We start from the raw sequence: 15,195 nt of genomic DNA, 5'->3' as shown, positions 1-15,195 counted from the left end.
GTTCAGGCGCCGCGGTAGCCGTCGAGCAGGCCGGGTGCGCCGTCGGGTGCCGGTACGACGATGATCTCGTCGCCGGCGCGAACGATGCCCGCGCGCCGGGTCCGGAGGTAGGGGCCGAGCCGGCGCTCGGCATCGAAACGCTTGACCCACCCGCGTGCGGCGGATCCACCGACCCACCGCGCGAACGTCGCGCAGGGAGTGCGCGGCATCGTGACCTCGACCTCGACGCGTTCGCCGATGCGCCACACATCGCCGATGCGCGAGGCATTGACGTCGATCCCCTCGACACGCAGATTCTCGCCGAACCAGCCCGGCGGCAGGGCACGACCGAGTTCGCTCTCCCAGAACGCGGCGTCGTCCTGGGAGTACGCGTACAGCGCCTTGTCGTGACCGCCGTGATGCTTACGGCTCGCCTGCACGTCACCGCGCACCCCGAACGGGCCGATACGTACGTCGCCATCGATTGCGCGTTTGTCGATCGCGGTCACCCCGACCGAGCCGGAGTCGGCCCGCAACTCATGGACGGCGCAGACGGCGAGAAGTCGGGGCATTGGCCGATCCTACGACCCGCGCGGTCCGGCTGCCGTCAGAGGTCGGCTTCGTAGCGCATGAGCACCCGGTCGCCCGCAACGGTGCGAATCTCCACCGCGCCGATATCACCGACCCCGAGGTCGGTGCCCGCGCTCAGCTGCGTCGTCGACCCCGGTGCTGCGCGCCAGGTCGACAGGGTCGTGGATTCGCCGTCCGCGTCGACGACGGCGAGCGCGTACGGCCACCCGCCCTCGGGCGCGTCGAGCACTTCACCGCTGTACCGGCACACGAGGTCGATGCGGGTGCCCCAGGCGGCGTCGGTCAGACGAACGGATGCTTCCAGCGGGGCGTCGGCGAGATCGGTCAGGGCGTAGACGGGGCCCGGGTCCGTAGAGCTCTGCACCGCGAGCGGGACGGCGATCGCGGCGACCACCAGTGCCGCAGCGGCGACCGTTCCGGCGATCCATCCGTTGCGCCGCCGCCGGGCGCGTCGACCGGCGATCGAGATCAGCTGGGTGCGGCGAGCAGCATCCGGCCCCGCCTCTGCGGCGGGTTGCGGAAGCGGAGCCGGAACCCGGGAAAGAAGACCCACGGTCGGTGCGACTTCGGCGACCGCGCGTGTGCATTCCGCGCACGTGGAGAGGTGTTCCTCGTAGGCGCGTCGATCGGTCGCTGACAGTGCGCCGAGGACGAATGCGGCGTCCCACTCCACGAAGCGCGCGTGATCGGGATTCATCGCGTCACTCCCTTCTCTTGCAGGGCGAGCTTCAGTGCTCGCAATCCGTAGTGCAGCCGAGACTTGACGGTGCCCTCGGGAATGCCGAGTTCGGCGGCGCACTGGGCGACGCTGCGCCCCCCGTAGTAGGCGGTGACGATCACGGCTCGGTGATCGGGGCTGAGTCCGGCCAGCGCCTCTTCGATGAGGATGGCGTCGAAGAGGGCGTCGGTGTCGTCGGCGGTGGCCCGTTCAGGAAGATCGGCCACCGGGTTCTCGTGTCGACGACGCGCGCTTCGCGCCTCGTCGACGACGAGATTGCGCGCCACCGTGATCATCCAGGAGCGCAGGGCCGCCGGGTCGTCCGCCATCACGCGCGGGGTCCGCCACGCCCGCAGGAGCGCTTCTTGCACGATGTCGTCGGCGCCGGCGCGGTCACCTGTCAGTGAGACGACGTAACGCCAGACCGGAGCCGCATGCGCGTCGTAGAGCGCCGCGAGCTGCTCAGCCTCGTCTGCACGCATCATTCGCCTCCCCCTCAGAACACGAGACGAAGGCGACGGGGGTTCAACCGCCCGAGGTTGCGACCTGGTTGAACAGCTCGCCGAAGGCGGGGTCGTTGAAGATCGGGATGGTGATGAAGATCGATACGGCGAGGCCGAAAACGACGGCCCCGACGAGGGGGATCCAGAACGTCACGCGGCCGCGACGAAGCGAGCGCCACGAGACGAAAGCGGTGAGCGCCCACCCGAGGATTATCGTGATTCCCGCGATCGTGCCCCACAGCTGGCCCTGGGCGATGTTGGTGAAGGCCTCGTCGACACCGAAGAGACCGAGAGCTGTGTTGGCGTACCGCTCGAAGGAGAACAGCTGCACCGATGTCGCGATGGCGTTGAACAGGCCGTAGCCGAGCAGACCGAACGTCACGATCCGGTCGGCGAGCCGCCAACCGGTGACGCGCTGCGCCAGGAGGGAACCCGCGGGCCTGCCACGCTCGGGCCGACGGGGCGCGACCGGAGCGGCGGCGTCGGGGTTCGCGGGCGCATCGAGTGCCTGACCGGCGAGCAACGCATCGGTGGCGTCGGGCTGGCTGATGCGCGCCCGCTGCTCTTCGGCGGTCGCGTACTCGCCGTATTGCGGCCGCGGACGCGGATCGGGGGTCTGCGCCGTGTCGCCCTGGCCGGGTACCGGAGCGCTCACGCGGTGCCCCGGCCGCCGAGAGCGCGATCGTCGCGGCGACCCGTCGCATCGGTGCGCAGCTCTTTCGGCAGGGAGAACAACAGGTCTTCCTCGGCCGTCTTGACCTCTTCGACATCGCGGTAGCCCGCGACGGCGAGTTCGGCCATGACCTCTTCGACGAGCACCTCGGGCACCGACGCACCGCTGGTGACGCCGACGGTCTCGACGCCATCGAGCCATTCCTGCTTGACCTCGTCGATGTAGTCGACGCGATAGGCGGCCTTGGCGCCGTATTCGAGGGCGACTTCGACGAGGCGGACGCTGTTCGACGAGTTCGCCGATCCGACCACGATCACGAGGTCGGCGTCTTCTGCGACCTTCTTGATGGCGACCTGACGGTTCTGCGTGGCGTAGCAGATGTCATCGGAGGGCGGATCCTGCAGCTGCGGAAAGCGCACCCGCAGTCGACGCACGGTCTCCATGGCCTCGTCGACCGAGAGCGTGGTCTGCGAGAGCCAGACGACCTTCGACGGGTCGCGCACCTCCACGGTGTCGGCCTCGTCGGGTGAGTTGACGATCGTGATGCGGTCGGGCGCGTGCCCGGCCGTTCCCTCGACCTCTTCGTGGCCCTCGTGGCCGATGAGAAGAATCTCGAAGTCGTCGCGGGCGAATCGCACGGCCTCGCGGTGCACCTTCGTCACCAGCGGACAGGTGGCGTCGATGGCTTGCAGTTCACGCTCGGCCGCCGCACTCACGACCGCCGGCGACACGCCGTGCGCGCTGAAGACGAGGTGCGCACCGCGGGGGACCTCGTCGACCTCCTCGACGAAAATGGCCCCGCGGGCTTCGAGTTCGCGAACCACGTGGACGTTGTGGACGATCTGCTTGCGCACATACACCGGAGCGCCGAAGCGATCGAGCGCCTTCTCGACGGCGACCACCGCGCGGTCGACGCCGGCGCAGTAGCCGCGGGGAGCCGCGAGCAGCACCTTCTTGTGTCCGAGCACCGGGATATCCTGGAGCCGCCCTCGACGCCCCGGTACTCGGGGCACGGGCAGCTTGACGACAGGAGTGCTCACCCCTCGATTCTACGGGGGTACCCCTGTGCAGCGGCCGCGATACACCCCACCTCGAAGAACCCGACGAAGCCGGAGCCCATGACGACGTTCGAACCCGAGAACGTGCCGGGCCAACCGCCACCCCCGGATTCGGTGCCGCCACGCGATTCGACCGCGCAGGCACCCACCTCGGTGGCGCGGCTGAACGACACGATCCGCGGGTTCGTCGAGAAGTGGGGATCGGTCTGGGTCGAGGGCGAGATCACCTCGTGGAACCAGCGCGGCGGCAACGTGTTCGGTCGGGTGAAAGACCTCGCCACCGACGCCACCATCTCGTTCCGCATCTGGTCGAGCACCCTGCAGCGGCTCCCCCGCGACCTGAAGGTCGGCGATCACGTCATCGCGTGCGTCAAGCCCGATTACTTCCCCCGCACCGGGGATTTCAGCTTCTCGGTCTCCGCCATGCGGCACGTCGGCCTCGGCGATCAGCTCGAGAAGCTCGAACAGTTGCGCTCGTCCCTGCGCAAAGAGGGCCTGTTCGATCCGGCCCGCAAGAAGCCGCTGCCCTTCCTCCCCCGCTACATCGGCCTCATCACCGGCGAGAACTCCGACGCCGAGAAAGACGTGCACCGCAACTCCGAGCTGCGGTGGCCGCACGTGCAGATCCGCACGAAGCACGCCGCCGTCCAAGGTGATCGCTGCGTCCCCGAGACGATCGCGGCGCTGAAGGCGCTCGATGCCGACCCCGACATCGACGTCATCATCATCGCGCGCGGCGGCGGTGACCCGCAGACCCTCCTCGGATTCAGCGATGAGCGGATGCTGCGCGCCGTCGCCGCAGCATCCACCCCCGTCGTCAGTGCCATCGGTCACGAGAACGACCACCCGCTGCTCGACGATGTGGCCGACCTGCGGGCCTCCACCCCGACCGACGCCGCCAAGCGCGTCGTGCCTGACGTCTCGGAGCAGCGGGCCCTGGTCGCGCAGCTGCGCGCGCGGCTGGTCGGCCGCCTCTCGCAGCGGGTGGGCCACGACATCGCGCAGCTCGAGCAGCTGCGTTCCCGGCCGGTGCTGCGCACGCCCGAGTCGACGCTCACCGCGCGGGCGCAGGAGATCTGGATGCTGGTGAGCCGCGGCCGCGACCTCCTCGACCGCACCGTGTCGCTGAGCGAGCGACGCACGATGGAGCTGCGCGCCTCGCTGCGGGCGCTCTCCCCCGTCGCCACCCTCGCCCGGGGCTATGCGATCGCCCACATCGGCGACGGCGTGATCGTGCGCGACGCCGCGCAGGCTCCCGCGGGCACGGCCATGACGATCACGGTCGCGCACGGTTCGGTCGGCGCGCGGTCCGACGGCGAGATCGCCGAATCGACCGACTGACCCGACTCCCGCGTCACGGCCGTTCTCGCGCTGCCGTTCGGTGCGTCGCGCCGCCGTTTCGTGTGTCGCGCCGCTCTTCGGTGCCCGCGCTGCGCATCTTTGGGCCGCGCTTGCACTAACCGGCCGCGCGAGCGGGGATGCATCGGCCGCGCGAGCAGGACACGTTCGGCGAACGAAGGGTCCGGCCGACGTCCGAGCCCCGAACTAGAATGGACGACATGACCGCGACACCCTCGGACCCCGCCGCCGACGTCGCGAACCTGTCGTTCGAGCAGGCCCGCGACGAGCTCGTGCGCGTCGTCGCCGAACTCGAGCAGGGCGCTCCGACCCTCGAAGAGTCGCTGTCGCTGTGGGAGCGTGGCGAGTCGCTCGCTGCGCGATGCGAGGAGTGGCTGCTGGGCGCCAAACGCCGCCTTGACGCTGCACGCTCCGACACCGCCGCAGACGCGCGCGCGGAGGCATGATGGCACGCGTCGTCGCCGAACTCGGGCGCCCCGAGACCCCTGATGAGACAGCGGCCCGCAAGGCCGAGTTCTCGCGTCGCTACCGGTCGAGCAAGACCTTCCCCAGCCTCATCGGCGCCGTGCTCGCGACGCTGGCCATCATGTTCGTCGTGGTTCTCGGTGTCCCGCGCGGAACACCGGCCGATCCGCCGCCCATCGATGTGTCGTCCGAGTCCGATGCCCTGGCATCGACCTTTAACCGCTTCGTGATCGATCCGGCGGTCCCTGAGACGTGGCGCGTCAACGCGGCCCGGGTTGAGGGCGGGAACGTCGAGGCGTTCACTATCTCGTATGTCCCCGACAGTGCACGAGGCTTTCTGAACATCGCCCAGGGTTTCGACGCGGGCGAATCGTGGCCCGCCGAGAAGCTGCGAGGCGCCACGATCACGGGCAGCGTCACCATCGACGGCATCGTGTGGGACGAATACTCGATCTCCGACGCGGCCGGTGCCGGAAACGTCTCTTATGCTCTCGCGACGACCGCCGGCCCTGACCGCGCACTCATCTTCGGCACTGCGTCGCCCGACGTAGCCAAAGTGGCGGCCACCGCGCTCGCCGACGACATCCGCACACTCCGAGAGGTCGCACCGTGACAGACACCCGTCTCACCCCCCGCCAGGTCTGGGACGAAATGCGGCTCGGCAACGAGCGTTTCGTTGCGGGCGAGCCGCAGCATCCGCGGCAAGACGTCGAGCACCGTCACGAGCTCGCCGCCGGTCAGACCCCCCGCGCCGCACTGTTCGGGTGCGCCGACTCCCGCCTCGCCGCCGAGATCATCTTCGACGAGGGCCTGGGCGACCTGTTCGTCGTGCGTAACGCCGGCCAGGTCATCTCAGACTCGGTCATCGGCAGCCTCGAATACGCCGTCGCGGTGCTCGACGTGCAACTCATCGTCGTGCTCCGTCACGACGCGTGCGGCGCCGTGAGCGCGGCGATCGACAGCACCGGCATCGACGCCCCCGATCTGCCGGCCCAGATCTGGAAGCAGATCGCCCCGATCGTCCCCGCCGTGCGGCGCGTGCTGCGCGCGAACGAGGGTCCGGCTGATCCCGAATTGGTCGGTCGCGAGCACCTCCGCGACACCGTCGCCGAGCTTCTGCACTCGTCCGAGCTCATCAGCGACGCCGTCGCCGACGGTCGCATCGCCATCGTCGGAGCGAACTATCGCCTCGACGAAGGGCTGGTCGAGCCCGACGTCATCGTGGGCGACGCCGGCGACTCCCGCCCCTGATCTTTCGAACACCACCGCACATCGGCTAATGGAGGACAACGACGTGACCGACACCGAGTACCGCATCGAGCACGACACCATGGGCGAGGTGCGCGTTCCGAAAGACGCCCTCTACGCCGCGCAGACGCAGCGCGCCGTCGAGAACTTCCCCATCTCGGGTTCCGGTCTCGAGTCGACCCAGATCGCGGCGCTCGCCCGCATCAAGAAGGCCGCGGCTCTCGCCAACAAAGAACTCGGCACGTTGGATGCGGCGATCGCCGACGCGATCGCCGGTGCGGCCGACGACGTCGTCACCGGCCGGTACGACGACCAGTTCCCCGTCGACACCTACCAGACCGGCAGCGGCACCTCGTCCAACATGAACATGAACGAGGTGCTCGCGACGCTGGCGACGCGGCGCCTGGGGGCACCCGTTCACCCGAACGACCACGTGAACGCCTCGCAGTCGTCGAACGATGTCTTCCCGACCTCGGTACACATCGCCGTGACCCAGGCTCTGATCGACGACCTGATCCCGGCGCTCGACCACCTCGCCGTCGCGCTCGAGACCAAGTCCGATGCGTGGAAGACGGTCGTCAAGTCAGGACGCACCCACCTCATGGATGCCACCCCCGTCACCCTCGGCCAGGAGTTCGGTGGTTACGCGCGGCAGATGCGGCTCGGGATCGAGCGCGTGCAGTCGGTGCTCCCCCGGGTGAGCGAGGTGCCGCTGGGCGGCACCGCGGTCGGCACCGGCATCAATACCCCTCCCGGATTCCCGCAGCGCGTCATCGAGCTGCTCGCCGCTGAGACCGAGCTGCCGATCACCGAGGCGAAAGACCACTTCGAAGCACAGGCCAACCGCGACGGCCTCGTCGAAGCATCCGGCGCCCTCCGCACCATCGCCGTCTCGCTGACGAAGATCAACAACGACATCCGCTGGATGGGATCCGGGCCCAACACCGGTCTCGGCGAACTGCATATCCCCGATCTGCAGCCGGGCTCGTCGATCATGCCCGGAAAGGTGAACCCCGTGGTTCCCGAGGCGGTGCTCATGGTCTCAGCCCGTGTCATCGGCAATGATGCGACCGTCGCGTGGGCCGGGGCATCCGGTGCGTTCGAACTTAACGTCGCGATCCCGGTGATGGGCACCGCGCTGCTCGAGTCAATTCGGCTGCTGTCGAACGCCATGCGCGTGCTCGCCGACAAGACCATCGACGGGCTCGAGGCCAACGTCGAGCGCGCGGCCGCGTTCGCCGGAATGTCGCCGTCGATCGTGACGCCCCTCAACAAGCTGATCGGGTACGAGGCCGCGGCGAAGATCGCGAAGCACTCCGTCGCGAAGGGCATCACGGTGCGCGAAGCAGTCATCGACCTCGGCTACGTCGAACGCGGCGAGCTGTCCGAGGCGCAGCTCGACGAGAAGCTCGACCTGCTGTCGATGACCCACCCCGGCTGACCCGCCCCGGCTGAACCAGCCTCCGCGGGGCTCACTCCCAGCGGTAGCCCGCACCGCGCACGGTGGTGATGCGGTCGTGCCCGAACTTGCCTCGGAGATAACGCACGTAGACGTCGACGATGTTCGAGCCCGGGTCGAAGTCCATTCCCCACACTCGGCTGAGGAGTTGTTCGCGGCTGAGCACCTGACCGGGGTGCCGCAAGAACTGCTCGGCGAGGGCGAATTCGCGGGCGCTGAGGTCGACCTCGGCCCCCGCGACGGTGGCGCGCCGCGAGAGCACATCGAGGCTCACGTCGAGGTGCGACAACGCGATCGTGGCGGAGGCGACGTTCTCGCGCAGTCGAGACCGAACCCGTGCAAGCAACTCGTCGAACTTGAAAGGCTTGGCGATGTAGTCGTTGGCTCCGGCATCGAGCCCGTCGACCGTGTCGCTGGTGCTGGATCGCGCCGTCAGCATGATGACCGGCAGCGATGATCCTTGACCTCTGAGGTGGCGGAGCACCTCGAACCCGTCCATCGTCGGCAGACCGACGTCGAGCAGAACGAGATCGACCTCACCCGTCATGGCGAGGTTCAGGGCCTCCTCGCCGTCTTCGACGATGACGGTCTGATATCCCGCGGACTCGAGCCCGCGGGCGACGAAGGCCGATATGCGGCTCTCGTCTTCGACGATGAGAATGCGGGTCATCCGGCGGCCTCTCTCTGAAGTACGACGTCACCGGCGCGTACCGGCGCGGGGAGGTCGGCGGGTGCCGTCGCCCGCGCGAGGGGAAGGTGGATCGCGAAGGTGGCACCGCCCCCGGGAGTGTCCACCACGGCGCAGTGTCCTGCGTGACCCTTGGCGATGGCATCGACGATGGCGAGCCCCAGCCCCGATCCGCCCACGGTTCGCTTACCCAGGGCGCGGTCGAAGCGACGGAAGATCCGGTGGCGCGACGCGGGAGGAATGCCCGGCCCGTGGTCGCGCACCCAGAGCACGGCTCCGTACTCGTCGACGGTGCTCCCGATCTCGACGGGTGAACCCTCGGGCGTGTACTTCGAGGCGTTGTCGGCGAGCTGCAGCCAGGCCTGAAGCAGCCGGTCGTAATCCCCCTCGACGCGTCCGCGCCCGCGCTGCTCGACCGACCAGCGGTGCCCGGGGATCACCGTGACCAGTTCACCGACCCGAGCGGTCAGCGCCTCGACGTCGACGACGCCCATCGCGAACCCGCCGCCCTCGACCGAGGCCAGCATGTCGATGTCATCGACGAGACGCGTCATCCGGTCGAGCTCAGAGATACCGATGTCACGCGTGTTCGCCACGTCCGCGGGATCGCCGGTGTCCATCACCTCGAGGTGCCCGCGCACGATCGTTATCGGAGTCTTGAGTTCGTGGCGGACGTCATCGAGCAGTTGCCGCTGCACATCGACCGACCCTTCGAGACGATCGAGCATCGAGTTGACGGTTCTTCCCAGGTCGGAGATCTCATCGGTGCCCTCGGTCGTGATCCGGGCGCCCAGGTCGGCGAGGGTGATGGAGTCAGCCGTCTCTCGCAGTCGACGAAGAGGACGCAGCAATCGACCCGTCACGAACCACCCGACGATGCCGATGGCGACGAGTGTGATGACGGCGGCGATCGCGTACGTACCGACCCCTACCGCCACGAGCTCCCCGCGCGCGCTGGAGGACACCGCGGCGACGATCACTGCTCCTTCAGCCGGCACAACGATGTAGCGGTACGCGGCGGCGTCACCACGCATATCGCCGATCCCCGGGGGCGCGTCGACGATGCGGCGCATGAACTCCGCGTCAGAGGTGAGGTCGAGCCCCGATGCGCCCGACGACGCGACGATTTCTCCTCCCGAGAGCACGAGGGCGCCCTCCATGGGTCCGCCCAGAGTTCTCGAAACGATCGCGCGGGCCTCGTCGATGCTCGGCGTGCCGTCGACGGCAGCGGCGAAGGCTCGGAGTTGTGCGTCGATGTTGCTCAAGACGTGGTTGCGCTGCGACCAGAAGGTGGCCGCGCCAACGACGATCAAGCCGACGCACGCGACGGCGAGGACGGCCCCGAGAATCCGCGCGCGCGCCGAGAACAGTCTCGGCGGGCGACTCATCGTCCGATTATGGCGCGTGCCGGCAGTTCACGTCACCGCGAACCCGCCCGGAAGCCTCCGCGCAAAGAGAGAGCCCCCGGCGCTGGGGGACGCCGGGGGCTATGGGAGACCCGGAGTTCTGGGGGAAGCTCCGGTCGCATCTCGCGCGATACCCGAATCGCGAAGATTCTTTCTCCGTGGCGGACCCGATGGGTCCGTACCTCTATGGGGGAATCCGCCGTAGGGCGGTAGCGGGGTCACCCCCGCTGGTTCTCATCCTGAATGGGATGCGTGAGAAGTTCAGGAATCGAGCGTGAGAGTCCTCTCATCTCGACGCATGCTTCGCGCCGGGCCTCAGGAAAGCTCACCGGCCTCGAGGAGTTCCGTCACGAGTGCCGCAATGGCCGACCGCTCCGAACGTGTGAGGGTGACGTGCCCGAACAGGGCGTGACCCTTCAGCGTCTCGATGACCGAGGCGACGCCGTCGTGACGGCCGACGCGCAGGTTGTCGCGCTGACCCACGTCGTGCGTCAAGACGACACGGGAGTTCAGGCCGATGCGACTGAGGACTGTCAGCAGCACGTTCCGCTCGAGCGACTGCGCCTCGTCGACGATCACGAACGCGTCGTGCAACGAGCGTCCGCGGATGTGAGTGAGGGGCAAGACTTCGAGAAGCCCTCGCGCGAGCACCTCTTCGATGACGTTCGGAGAGACGACCGACCCGAGCGTGTCGAAGATCGCCTGACCCCAGGGGTTCATCTTCTCCTGCGCGTCACCGGGCAGGTAGCCGAGCTCCTGCCCACCGACGGCGAACAGCGGACGGAACACGATGATCTTCCGCTGCTCCTGTCGCTCCAGCACAGCTTCGAGAGCCGCGCACAGGGCGAGGGCCGACTTGCCGGTGCCGGCCCGGCCGCCCAACGACACGATTCCCACCTCGGGGTCGGTGAGCAGGTCGATGGCGATGCGCTGTTCGGCCGAGCGTCCGTGGAGTCCGAACACGTCACGGTCGCCGCGCACGAGCTTGAAACTGCCGTCGCCGGTGACGCGGCCGAGAGCCGAACCACGCTCGGAGTGGATGATGAGGCCGGTGTTCACCGGGAGACCGACGACGTCGTCGCTGAGGGCGACCTCGCTCTCGTACAGGTCGCTGATGTCGTCGCCCGAGACGTCGACGGTCGCGATACCTGTCCAGCCCGAATCGACGGCTTGCTCGGCGAGGTACTCCTCGGCGGAGAGACCGAGCGATGCCGCCTTGACGCGCATCGGCAGGTCTTTCGAAACGACCGTGACCTCGTTGCCGTCCTGTGCCAGGTGGGTGGCTACAGCGAGGATGCGGGTGTCGTTGTCACCCAAACGCATGCCCGAGGGCAGCACCGACGGGTCGGTGTTGTTCAGCTCGACGCGGAACGTTCCGCCGGTGCCGACCGGCACCGGGAAGTCGAGGCGACCGTGCTCGACGCGAAGTTCGTCGAGATGACGCAGGGCTTGGCGAGCGAAGTAGCCGATCTCGGGGTCGTGGCGCTTGCCCTCGAGTTCGGTGATCACCACCACGGGGATGACGACGGAGTGCTCCGCGAATCGGAAGATGGAGCGCGGATCGCTGAGGAGAACCGAGGTGTCCAACACGTACGTGCGGAGCGTCTGCTCCGTCGACGTGTCGTCCACGTAGTTCTCGAGGCGCTGCTTCTGAGGTGCTCGTACGGTCACAACTCACTCCCGACCCGGGATCACATCCCGGAAAGCGACGAGTCGACCAGGGGTCACGAGTCGCGATCCAGAAGGCCGACTCGACCAGGCGCCATGCCCGATGCGATCAAGCTACGACCCGACACCCATCCGTGGGAAGCGACACGCCTGGTCCGAAATGTTAAGACCCGGTGAACTCGCTACCAGACGCGGGAGGCAGCGAACGCGGCGAGCGCGTCGCCCATCTGGCGCAGGGTCTCGGGGCTCGTCCCGGCGTGCACGGCGACGCGGATGCCGCCCGAGCGGACCGTCACGGCGAGTCCGTGATTCGTGAGCGCAGCCGCCAGCGGGGCAGCATCCTGCGCCTCGGGTGCCAGGGCGACGATGCCCGCCCGGTGTTCCGAATCCTGCGGCGTGGCGACAGGAATACCGTGCTGCTCGGCGAGGGCGAAGACTTCGGAGGCCCTCTCGCCGACGCGGGTGCCGATCGCGGCGACTCCGACCTCGCGGATGTCGCCGACCGCGGTGGCCAGGCGGCCGGCGGCGAGCGGATCGATGTCGCTGACCGTGAAAGCCCGCGCGCTGCGCGCGGGGGGCGGAACCTCATCGAGCGGCAGCCCTTCGACGTCTGTTCCCATGAACCCTGAAAGCACCGGATCGAGGCGGTCGAGGGCGCGATCGCCGAACCAGGAGTATCCGGTACCCCGGCCGGCGCGCAACCACTTGTAGCCGTTGCCGCAGACGACATCGGCCGATGCGTAGTCGGCGTCGACGACGCCGAACCCCTGGATGGCATCGACGATGAGCAGCCGGTCGCCGATGACTTCGCGCAGCGCGGTGAGGTCGGCGCGGTACCCGGTGCGGAAGTCGACGAGGCTGACCGCCACCGCCGTCACGTCGTCGGTGAGGGCTTCTCGAACCACCTCGGGCGTGACGTATCCGGCGGGGGGCAGCATCCACGAGACCTGCGCTCCCCCGACAGCCGCCGATCGCGCGGCCGCCACCGTGAGGCTCGGAAATTCGGCGGACGAGACGAGCACGGTGCCCCGAAGGGCGTAGATCGCCTGCATGAGCCCGTAGGCCGTCGAAGGCTGCAGCACGACCTGGTCGAGCGGCGCGCCCAGGAGGTCTGCCACAGCGCCGCGGGCCTCGGCCACGTTGTCGACGACGAGGTCGATGCTCGAGCGCCGACCCGATGAGAGAAGCTCCGCATCGGCGGTCGCCTCGGCGAGAACCGAAGGTGCGAGAGGCCCGAACGATGCCCAGTCGAGGTAGCCCGTTTCGTCGCCGAAGGAGTCCGCGTAGGTTTCGAGATCGGTCACGAGAGGCAATTCTCTCACTCTCAGCTGCCGTAACGGCGGTCCCGCTTCGCGAAGTCCCGAACAGCACGCAGAAAATCCACCTCACGCAGGTCGGGGCCGAGCGCTTCGACGAAGGAGAAGCTCGTTGTGAGCCTGTGCCGCCGGCTCAGCTGCCGTAACGGCGGTCCCGCTTCGCGAAGTCCCGAACAGCACGCAGAAAATCCACCTCACGCAGGTCGGGGCCGAGCGCTTCGACGAAGTAGAACTCGCTGTGCGCGCTCTGCCACAGCAGAAAATCGCTGAGCCGTTGTTCGCCCGACGTGCGGATCACGAGATCGGGGTCGGGCAGCCCGCCGGTGTAGAGGTGCTCACCGATCTGCTCGGGGGTCAGGCTTGCCGCGAGCTGCTCGAGCGAACCGCCCTCGCTGTCGTGTTGGGCGATGATGCTGCGGACCGCGTCGACGATCTCGCTGCGGCCCCCGTACCCCACGGCGAGGTTCACGTGGAGGCCGGTATGCGCACGAGTGCGGTCTTCGGACTCGGCCAACACCCTCGCGAGCTCGGGCGGGAGGTTGTCGGAGCGGCCGACGTGCTGGACCCGCCAGTTCGGCTCGCGCGACACCTCGTCGGCGAGCTCGGCGATGATGTCGAGAAGATCTGCGAGCTCGCGAGAATCGCGCTTTCGCAGGTTGTCGTTCGACAACAGGTACAGCGACACGACACCGACGCCGAGGTCATCGCACCAGCGCAGGAATTCGCGCATCTTGGCCGCGCCCGCGCGGTGCCCGTGCGCCGCCGAATCGAACCCGAGCTGGCGAGCCCACCGACGGTTGCCGTCGATCATCATGGCCACGTGGTGAGGGACGAACTGCGGTGTGAGCCGACGACGAAGCCGCTTGATGTAGAGGCGGTAGAGCGGCCCCCTACCCTCGTTGATCCCGTTCGCCGTCACGCCCCTACGCTACCCCCCGACCTGTGGAGTGCATGGGGAACCCCATCGAGTACCCGTGCCGGTATACGGCCGGACGTAAAGTCGAGACGTGACCCGACCCGCCTCTTCTGCTCCCACCGAAGGCGACGGCGCCGAGATGCCCCAACTTCCGCTGATCGACGCGGCGGCAGTGGGTGCGAGCGCCGAGGTCAGGCCGACCTGGCGCGGCTGGATCCACGCGGCGACCTTCCCCGTCGCGATCGTCGCCGGCATCGTCCTGATCGCCGTGGCGCAGGGAGCTCCGGCCAAATGGGCGTCGGTGGTCTTCATGGCCACGTCGCTGCTCTTGTTCGGCAACTCCGCGCTCTATCACCGGTTCGACTGGAAGCCGAAGACGCTCGCGGTGCTCAAGCGCATCGACCACGCGAACATCATGCTGCTCATCGCCGGCACCTACACGCCTCTCTCGGTGCTCGCGCTCCCCACCGACAAGGCGATCATCCTGCTGTCGATCGTCTGGGGAGGCGCCATCCTCGGCATCTTCTTCCGCGTGTTCTGGATCAACGCGCCGCGCTGGTTGTACGTCGCGCTGTATCTCGCCCTCGGATGGGCGGCGGTCGTGTACATGGGAGACCTCTTCGCGGCGAACTTCGCGATGATGGTGCTCGTCGTGATCGGCGGAGTGCTCTATTCGGGCGGCGCGGTGGTCTACGCGCTCAAACGGCCGAACCCCTGGCCCGGACACTTCGGGTTCCACGAGATCTTCCACGTGTGCACGGTTCTGGCGTTCCTCTGCCACTGGACGGCGTCGCTGCTCATCGTGCTCCACCCCGCCTTCCACGCCGGGTGAACGTGACGGCGGTGTCAGCGCCGCGCGGGGTCGTCGCCCGGGTCGATGTCTTGATCGTCGATGTCGGACGCGTTCTCGGAGGCCTTCGCCTGAGCCTCGGCAGCATCCAGTTCTTCGTTCACCGCTTGGCGGTAGTTTCCCCGGCGGATGCGACGCAGCATGTCCCAGACGAGCACGAAGACCGCGACGGCCACGAAAGCGATCGCCGCGAAGCCCCACGGACCCGGGGTCACGAGCTCGGGCGGCGGAGCCGACGGCTCGGGGGTCGCTACGGCGAGAAAGATCGCGGCGTACATCACACATCCTCGTTCTGCGC

Annotated in this window: 17 protein-coding genes; 6 read left to right on the top strand and 11 right to left on the bottom strand. The window is 68.2% G+C overall.

Going from position 1 to position 15,195, the window contains the following annotated elements; translation table 11 throughout:
* Positions 1 to 2 precede the first annotated feature (2 nt).
* The 5 genes from ACFXQA_RS08000 to ACFXQA_RS07980 are packed head-to-tail and all read right to left on the bottom strand — an operon-like array spanning position 3 to position 3,504.
* Positions 3 to 551 carry an MOSC domain-containing protein gene (locus ACFXQA_RS08000; RefSeq protein ID WP_394519289.1) on the bottom strand — a complete coding sequence of 183 codons (549 nt, stop codon included), beginning with the start codon at positions 549 to 551 and terminating at the stop codon, positions 3 to 5.
* 35 nt (positions 552 to 586) lie between these two features.
* Positions 587 to 1,267, bottom strand: a complete 681-nt coding sequence (locus ACFXQA_RS07995) for an anti-sigma factor family protein (RefSeq protein WP_394519288.1) — start codon at positions 1,265 to 1,267, stop codon at positions 587 to 589.
* On the bottom strand, positions 1,264 to 1,770 hold the full coding sequence (locus ACFXQA_RS07990; RefSeq protein WP_394520215.1) for a sigma-70 family RNA polymerase sigma factor: 507 nt from the start codon (positions 1,768 to 1,770) through the stop codon (positions 1,264 to 1,266). Before ACFXQA_RS07990 ends, ACFXQA_RS07995 begins: the two co-directional genes overlap by 4 nt.
* A gap of 43 nt (positions 1,771 to 1,813) precedes the next feature.
* Entirely contained in the window at positions 1,814 to 2,446 is a 633-nt protein-coding gene (locus ACFXQA_RS07985) for a DUF6264 family protein (RefSeq protein WP_394519287.1), read from the bottom strand.
* Positions 2,443 to 3,504, bottom strand: coding sequence for a 4-hydroxy-3-methylbut-2-enyl diphosphate reductase (locus ACFXQA_RS07980; protein ID WP_394519286.1), 1,062 nt, complete (start codon positions 3,502 to 3,504; stop codon positions 2,443 to 2,445). Before ACFXQA_RS07980 ends, ACFXQA_RS07985 begins: the two co-directional genes overlap by 4 nt.
* A gap of 78 nt (positions 3,505 to 3,582) precedes the next feature.
* Here ACFXQA_RS07980 and xseA point away from each other — a divergent pair, with 78 nt between their 5' ends.
* The 5 genes from xseA to ACFXQA_RS07955 all read left to right on the top strand — a co-directional run bounded on the left by xseA (position 3,583) and on the right by ACFXQA_RS07955 (position 8,035).
* The gene (gene xseA, locus ACFXQA_RS07975; RefSeq protein ID WP_394519285.1) at positions 3,583 to 4,863 is read left to right on the top strand and encodes an exodeoxyribonuclease VII large subunit; all 1,281 of its coding nucleotides are present in this window, start codon (positions 3,583 to 3,585) and stop codon (positions 4,861 to 4,863) included.
* 218 nt (positions 4,864 to 5,081) lie between these two features.
* Positions 5,082 to 5,327, top strand: a complete 246-nt coding sequence (locus tag ACFXQA_RS07970; RefSeq protein WP_394519284.1) for an exodeoxyribonuclease VII small subunit — start codon at positions 5,082 to 5,084, stop codon at positions 5,325 to 5,327.
* Positions 5,327 to 5,959: a DUF4245 family protein gene (locus tag ACFXQA_RS07965; RefSeq protein ID WP_394519283.1), complete on the top strand. Its 633-nt coding sequence runs from the start codon at positions 5,327 to 5,329 to the stop codon at positions 5,957 to 5,959. Before ACFXQA_RS07970 ends, ACFXQA_RS07965 begins: the two co-directional genes overlap by 1 nt.
* Before the next feature lie 38 nt (positions 5,960 to 5,997).
* On the top strand, positions 5,998 to 6,597 hold the full coding sequence (locus ACFXQA_RS07960; protein ID WP_394520214.1) for a carbonic anhydrase: 600 nt from the start codon (positions 5,998 to 6,000) through the stop codon (positions 6,595 to 6,597).
* Positions 6,598 to 6,625: 28 nt separating this feature from the next.
* Entirely contained in the window at positions 6,626 to 8,035 is a 1,410-nt protein-coding gene (locus tag ACFXQA_RS07955) for a class II fumarate hydratase (protein ID WP_394519282.1), read from the top strand.
* A gap of 31 nt (positions 8,036 to 8,066) precedes the next feature.
* Here ACFXQA_RS07955 and ACFXQA_RS07950 read toward each other — a convergent pair whose 3' ends face one another.
* The 5 genes from ACFXQA_RS07950 to ACFXQA_RS07930 form a co-directional block, all read right to left on the bottom strand.
* On the bottom strand, positions 8,067 to 8,723 hold the full coding sequence (locus ACFXQA_RS07950) for a response regulator transcription factor (RefSeq protein WP_394519281.1): 657 nt from the start codon (positions 8,721 to 8,723) through the stop codon (positions 8,067 to 8,069).
* Entirely contained in the window at positions 8,720 to 10,129 is a 1,410-nt protein-coding gene (locus tag ACFXQA_RS07945; RefSeq protein WP_394519280.1) for a sensor histidine kinase, read from the bottom strand. Before ACFXQA_RS07945 ends, ACFXQA_RS07950 begins: the two co-directional genes overlap by 4 nt.
* 333 nt (positions 10,130 to 10,462) lie before the next feature.
* Positions 10,463 to 11,818 (bottom strand): RNA 5'-3' helicase PhoH2, encoded by a 1,356-nt coding sequence (locus tag ACFXQA_RS07940; protein ID WP_394519279.1) that lies wholly within the window; start codon positions 11,816 to 11,818, stop codon positions 10,463 to 10,465.
* 179 nt (positions 11,819 to 11,997) lie between these two features.
* Positions 11,998 to 13,119 (bottom strand): aminotransferase class V-fold PLP-dependent enzyme, encoded by a 1,122-nt coding sequence (locus ACFXQA_RS07935; protein ID WP_394519278.1) that lies wholly within the window; start codon positions 13,117 to 13,119, stop codon positions 11,998 to 12,000.
* Positions 13,120 to 13,264: 145 nt separating this feature from the next.
* A complete protein-coding gene (locus ACFXQA_RS07930; protein WP_394519277.1) occupies positions 13,265 to 14,050 on the bottom strand; it encodes an isoprenyl transferase in 786 nt (261 codons plus the stop codon).
* Positions 14,051 to 14,186: 136 nt separating this feature from the next.
* Between ACFXQA_RS07930 and trhA the strand changes: the two genes are divergently transcribed.
* Complete coding sequence (trhA, locus tag ACFXQA_RS07925; RefSeq protein ID WP_394520213.1) at positions 14,187 to 14,879, top strand: PAQR family membrane homeostasis protein TrhA; 693 nt, start codon at positions 14,187 to 14,189, stop codon at positions 14,877 to 14,879.
* Between the two features lie 14 nt (positions 14,880 to 14,893).
* On the opposite strand, the gene ACFXQA_RS07920 is transcribed toward trhA, so the two are convergent.
* Complete coding sequence (locus ACFXQA_RS07920) at positions 14,894 to 15,175, bottom strand: hypothetical protein (protein ID WP_394519276.1); 282 nt, start codon at positions 15,173 to 15,175, stop codon at positions 14,894 to 14,896.
* Positions 15,176 to 15,195 lie beyond the last annotated feature (20 nt).

This window comes from Microbacterium shimangi (assembly GCF_043556445.1).
Lineage (GTDB): Bacteria > Actinomycetota > Actinomycetes > Actinomycetales > Microbacteriaceae > Microbacterium.
The sequence above is the reverse complement of the archived record's forward strand: the minus strand, read 5'-3'. Positions and strand labels throughout refer to the sequence as shown.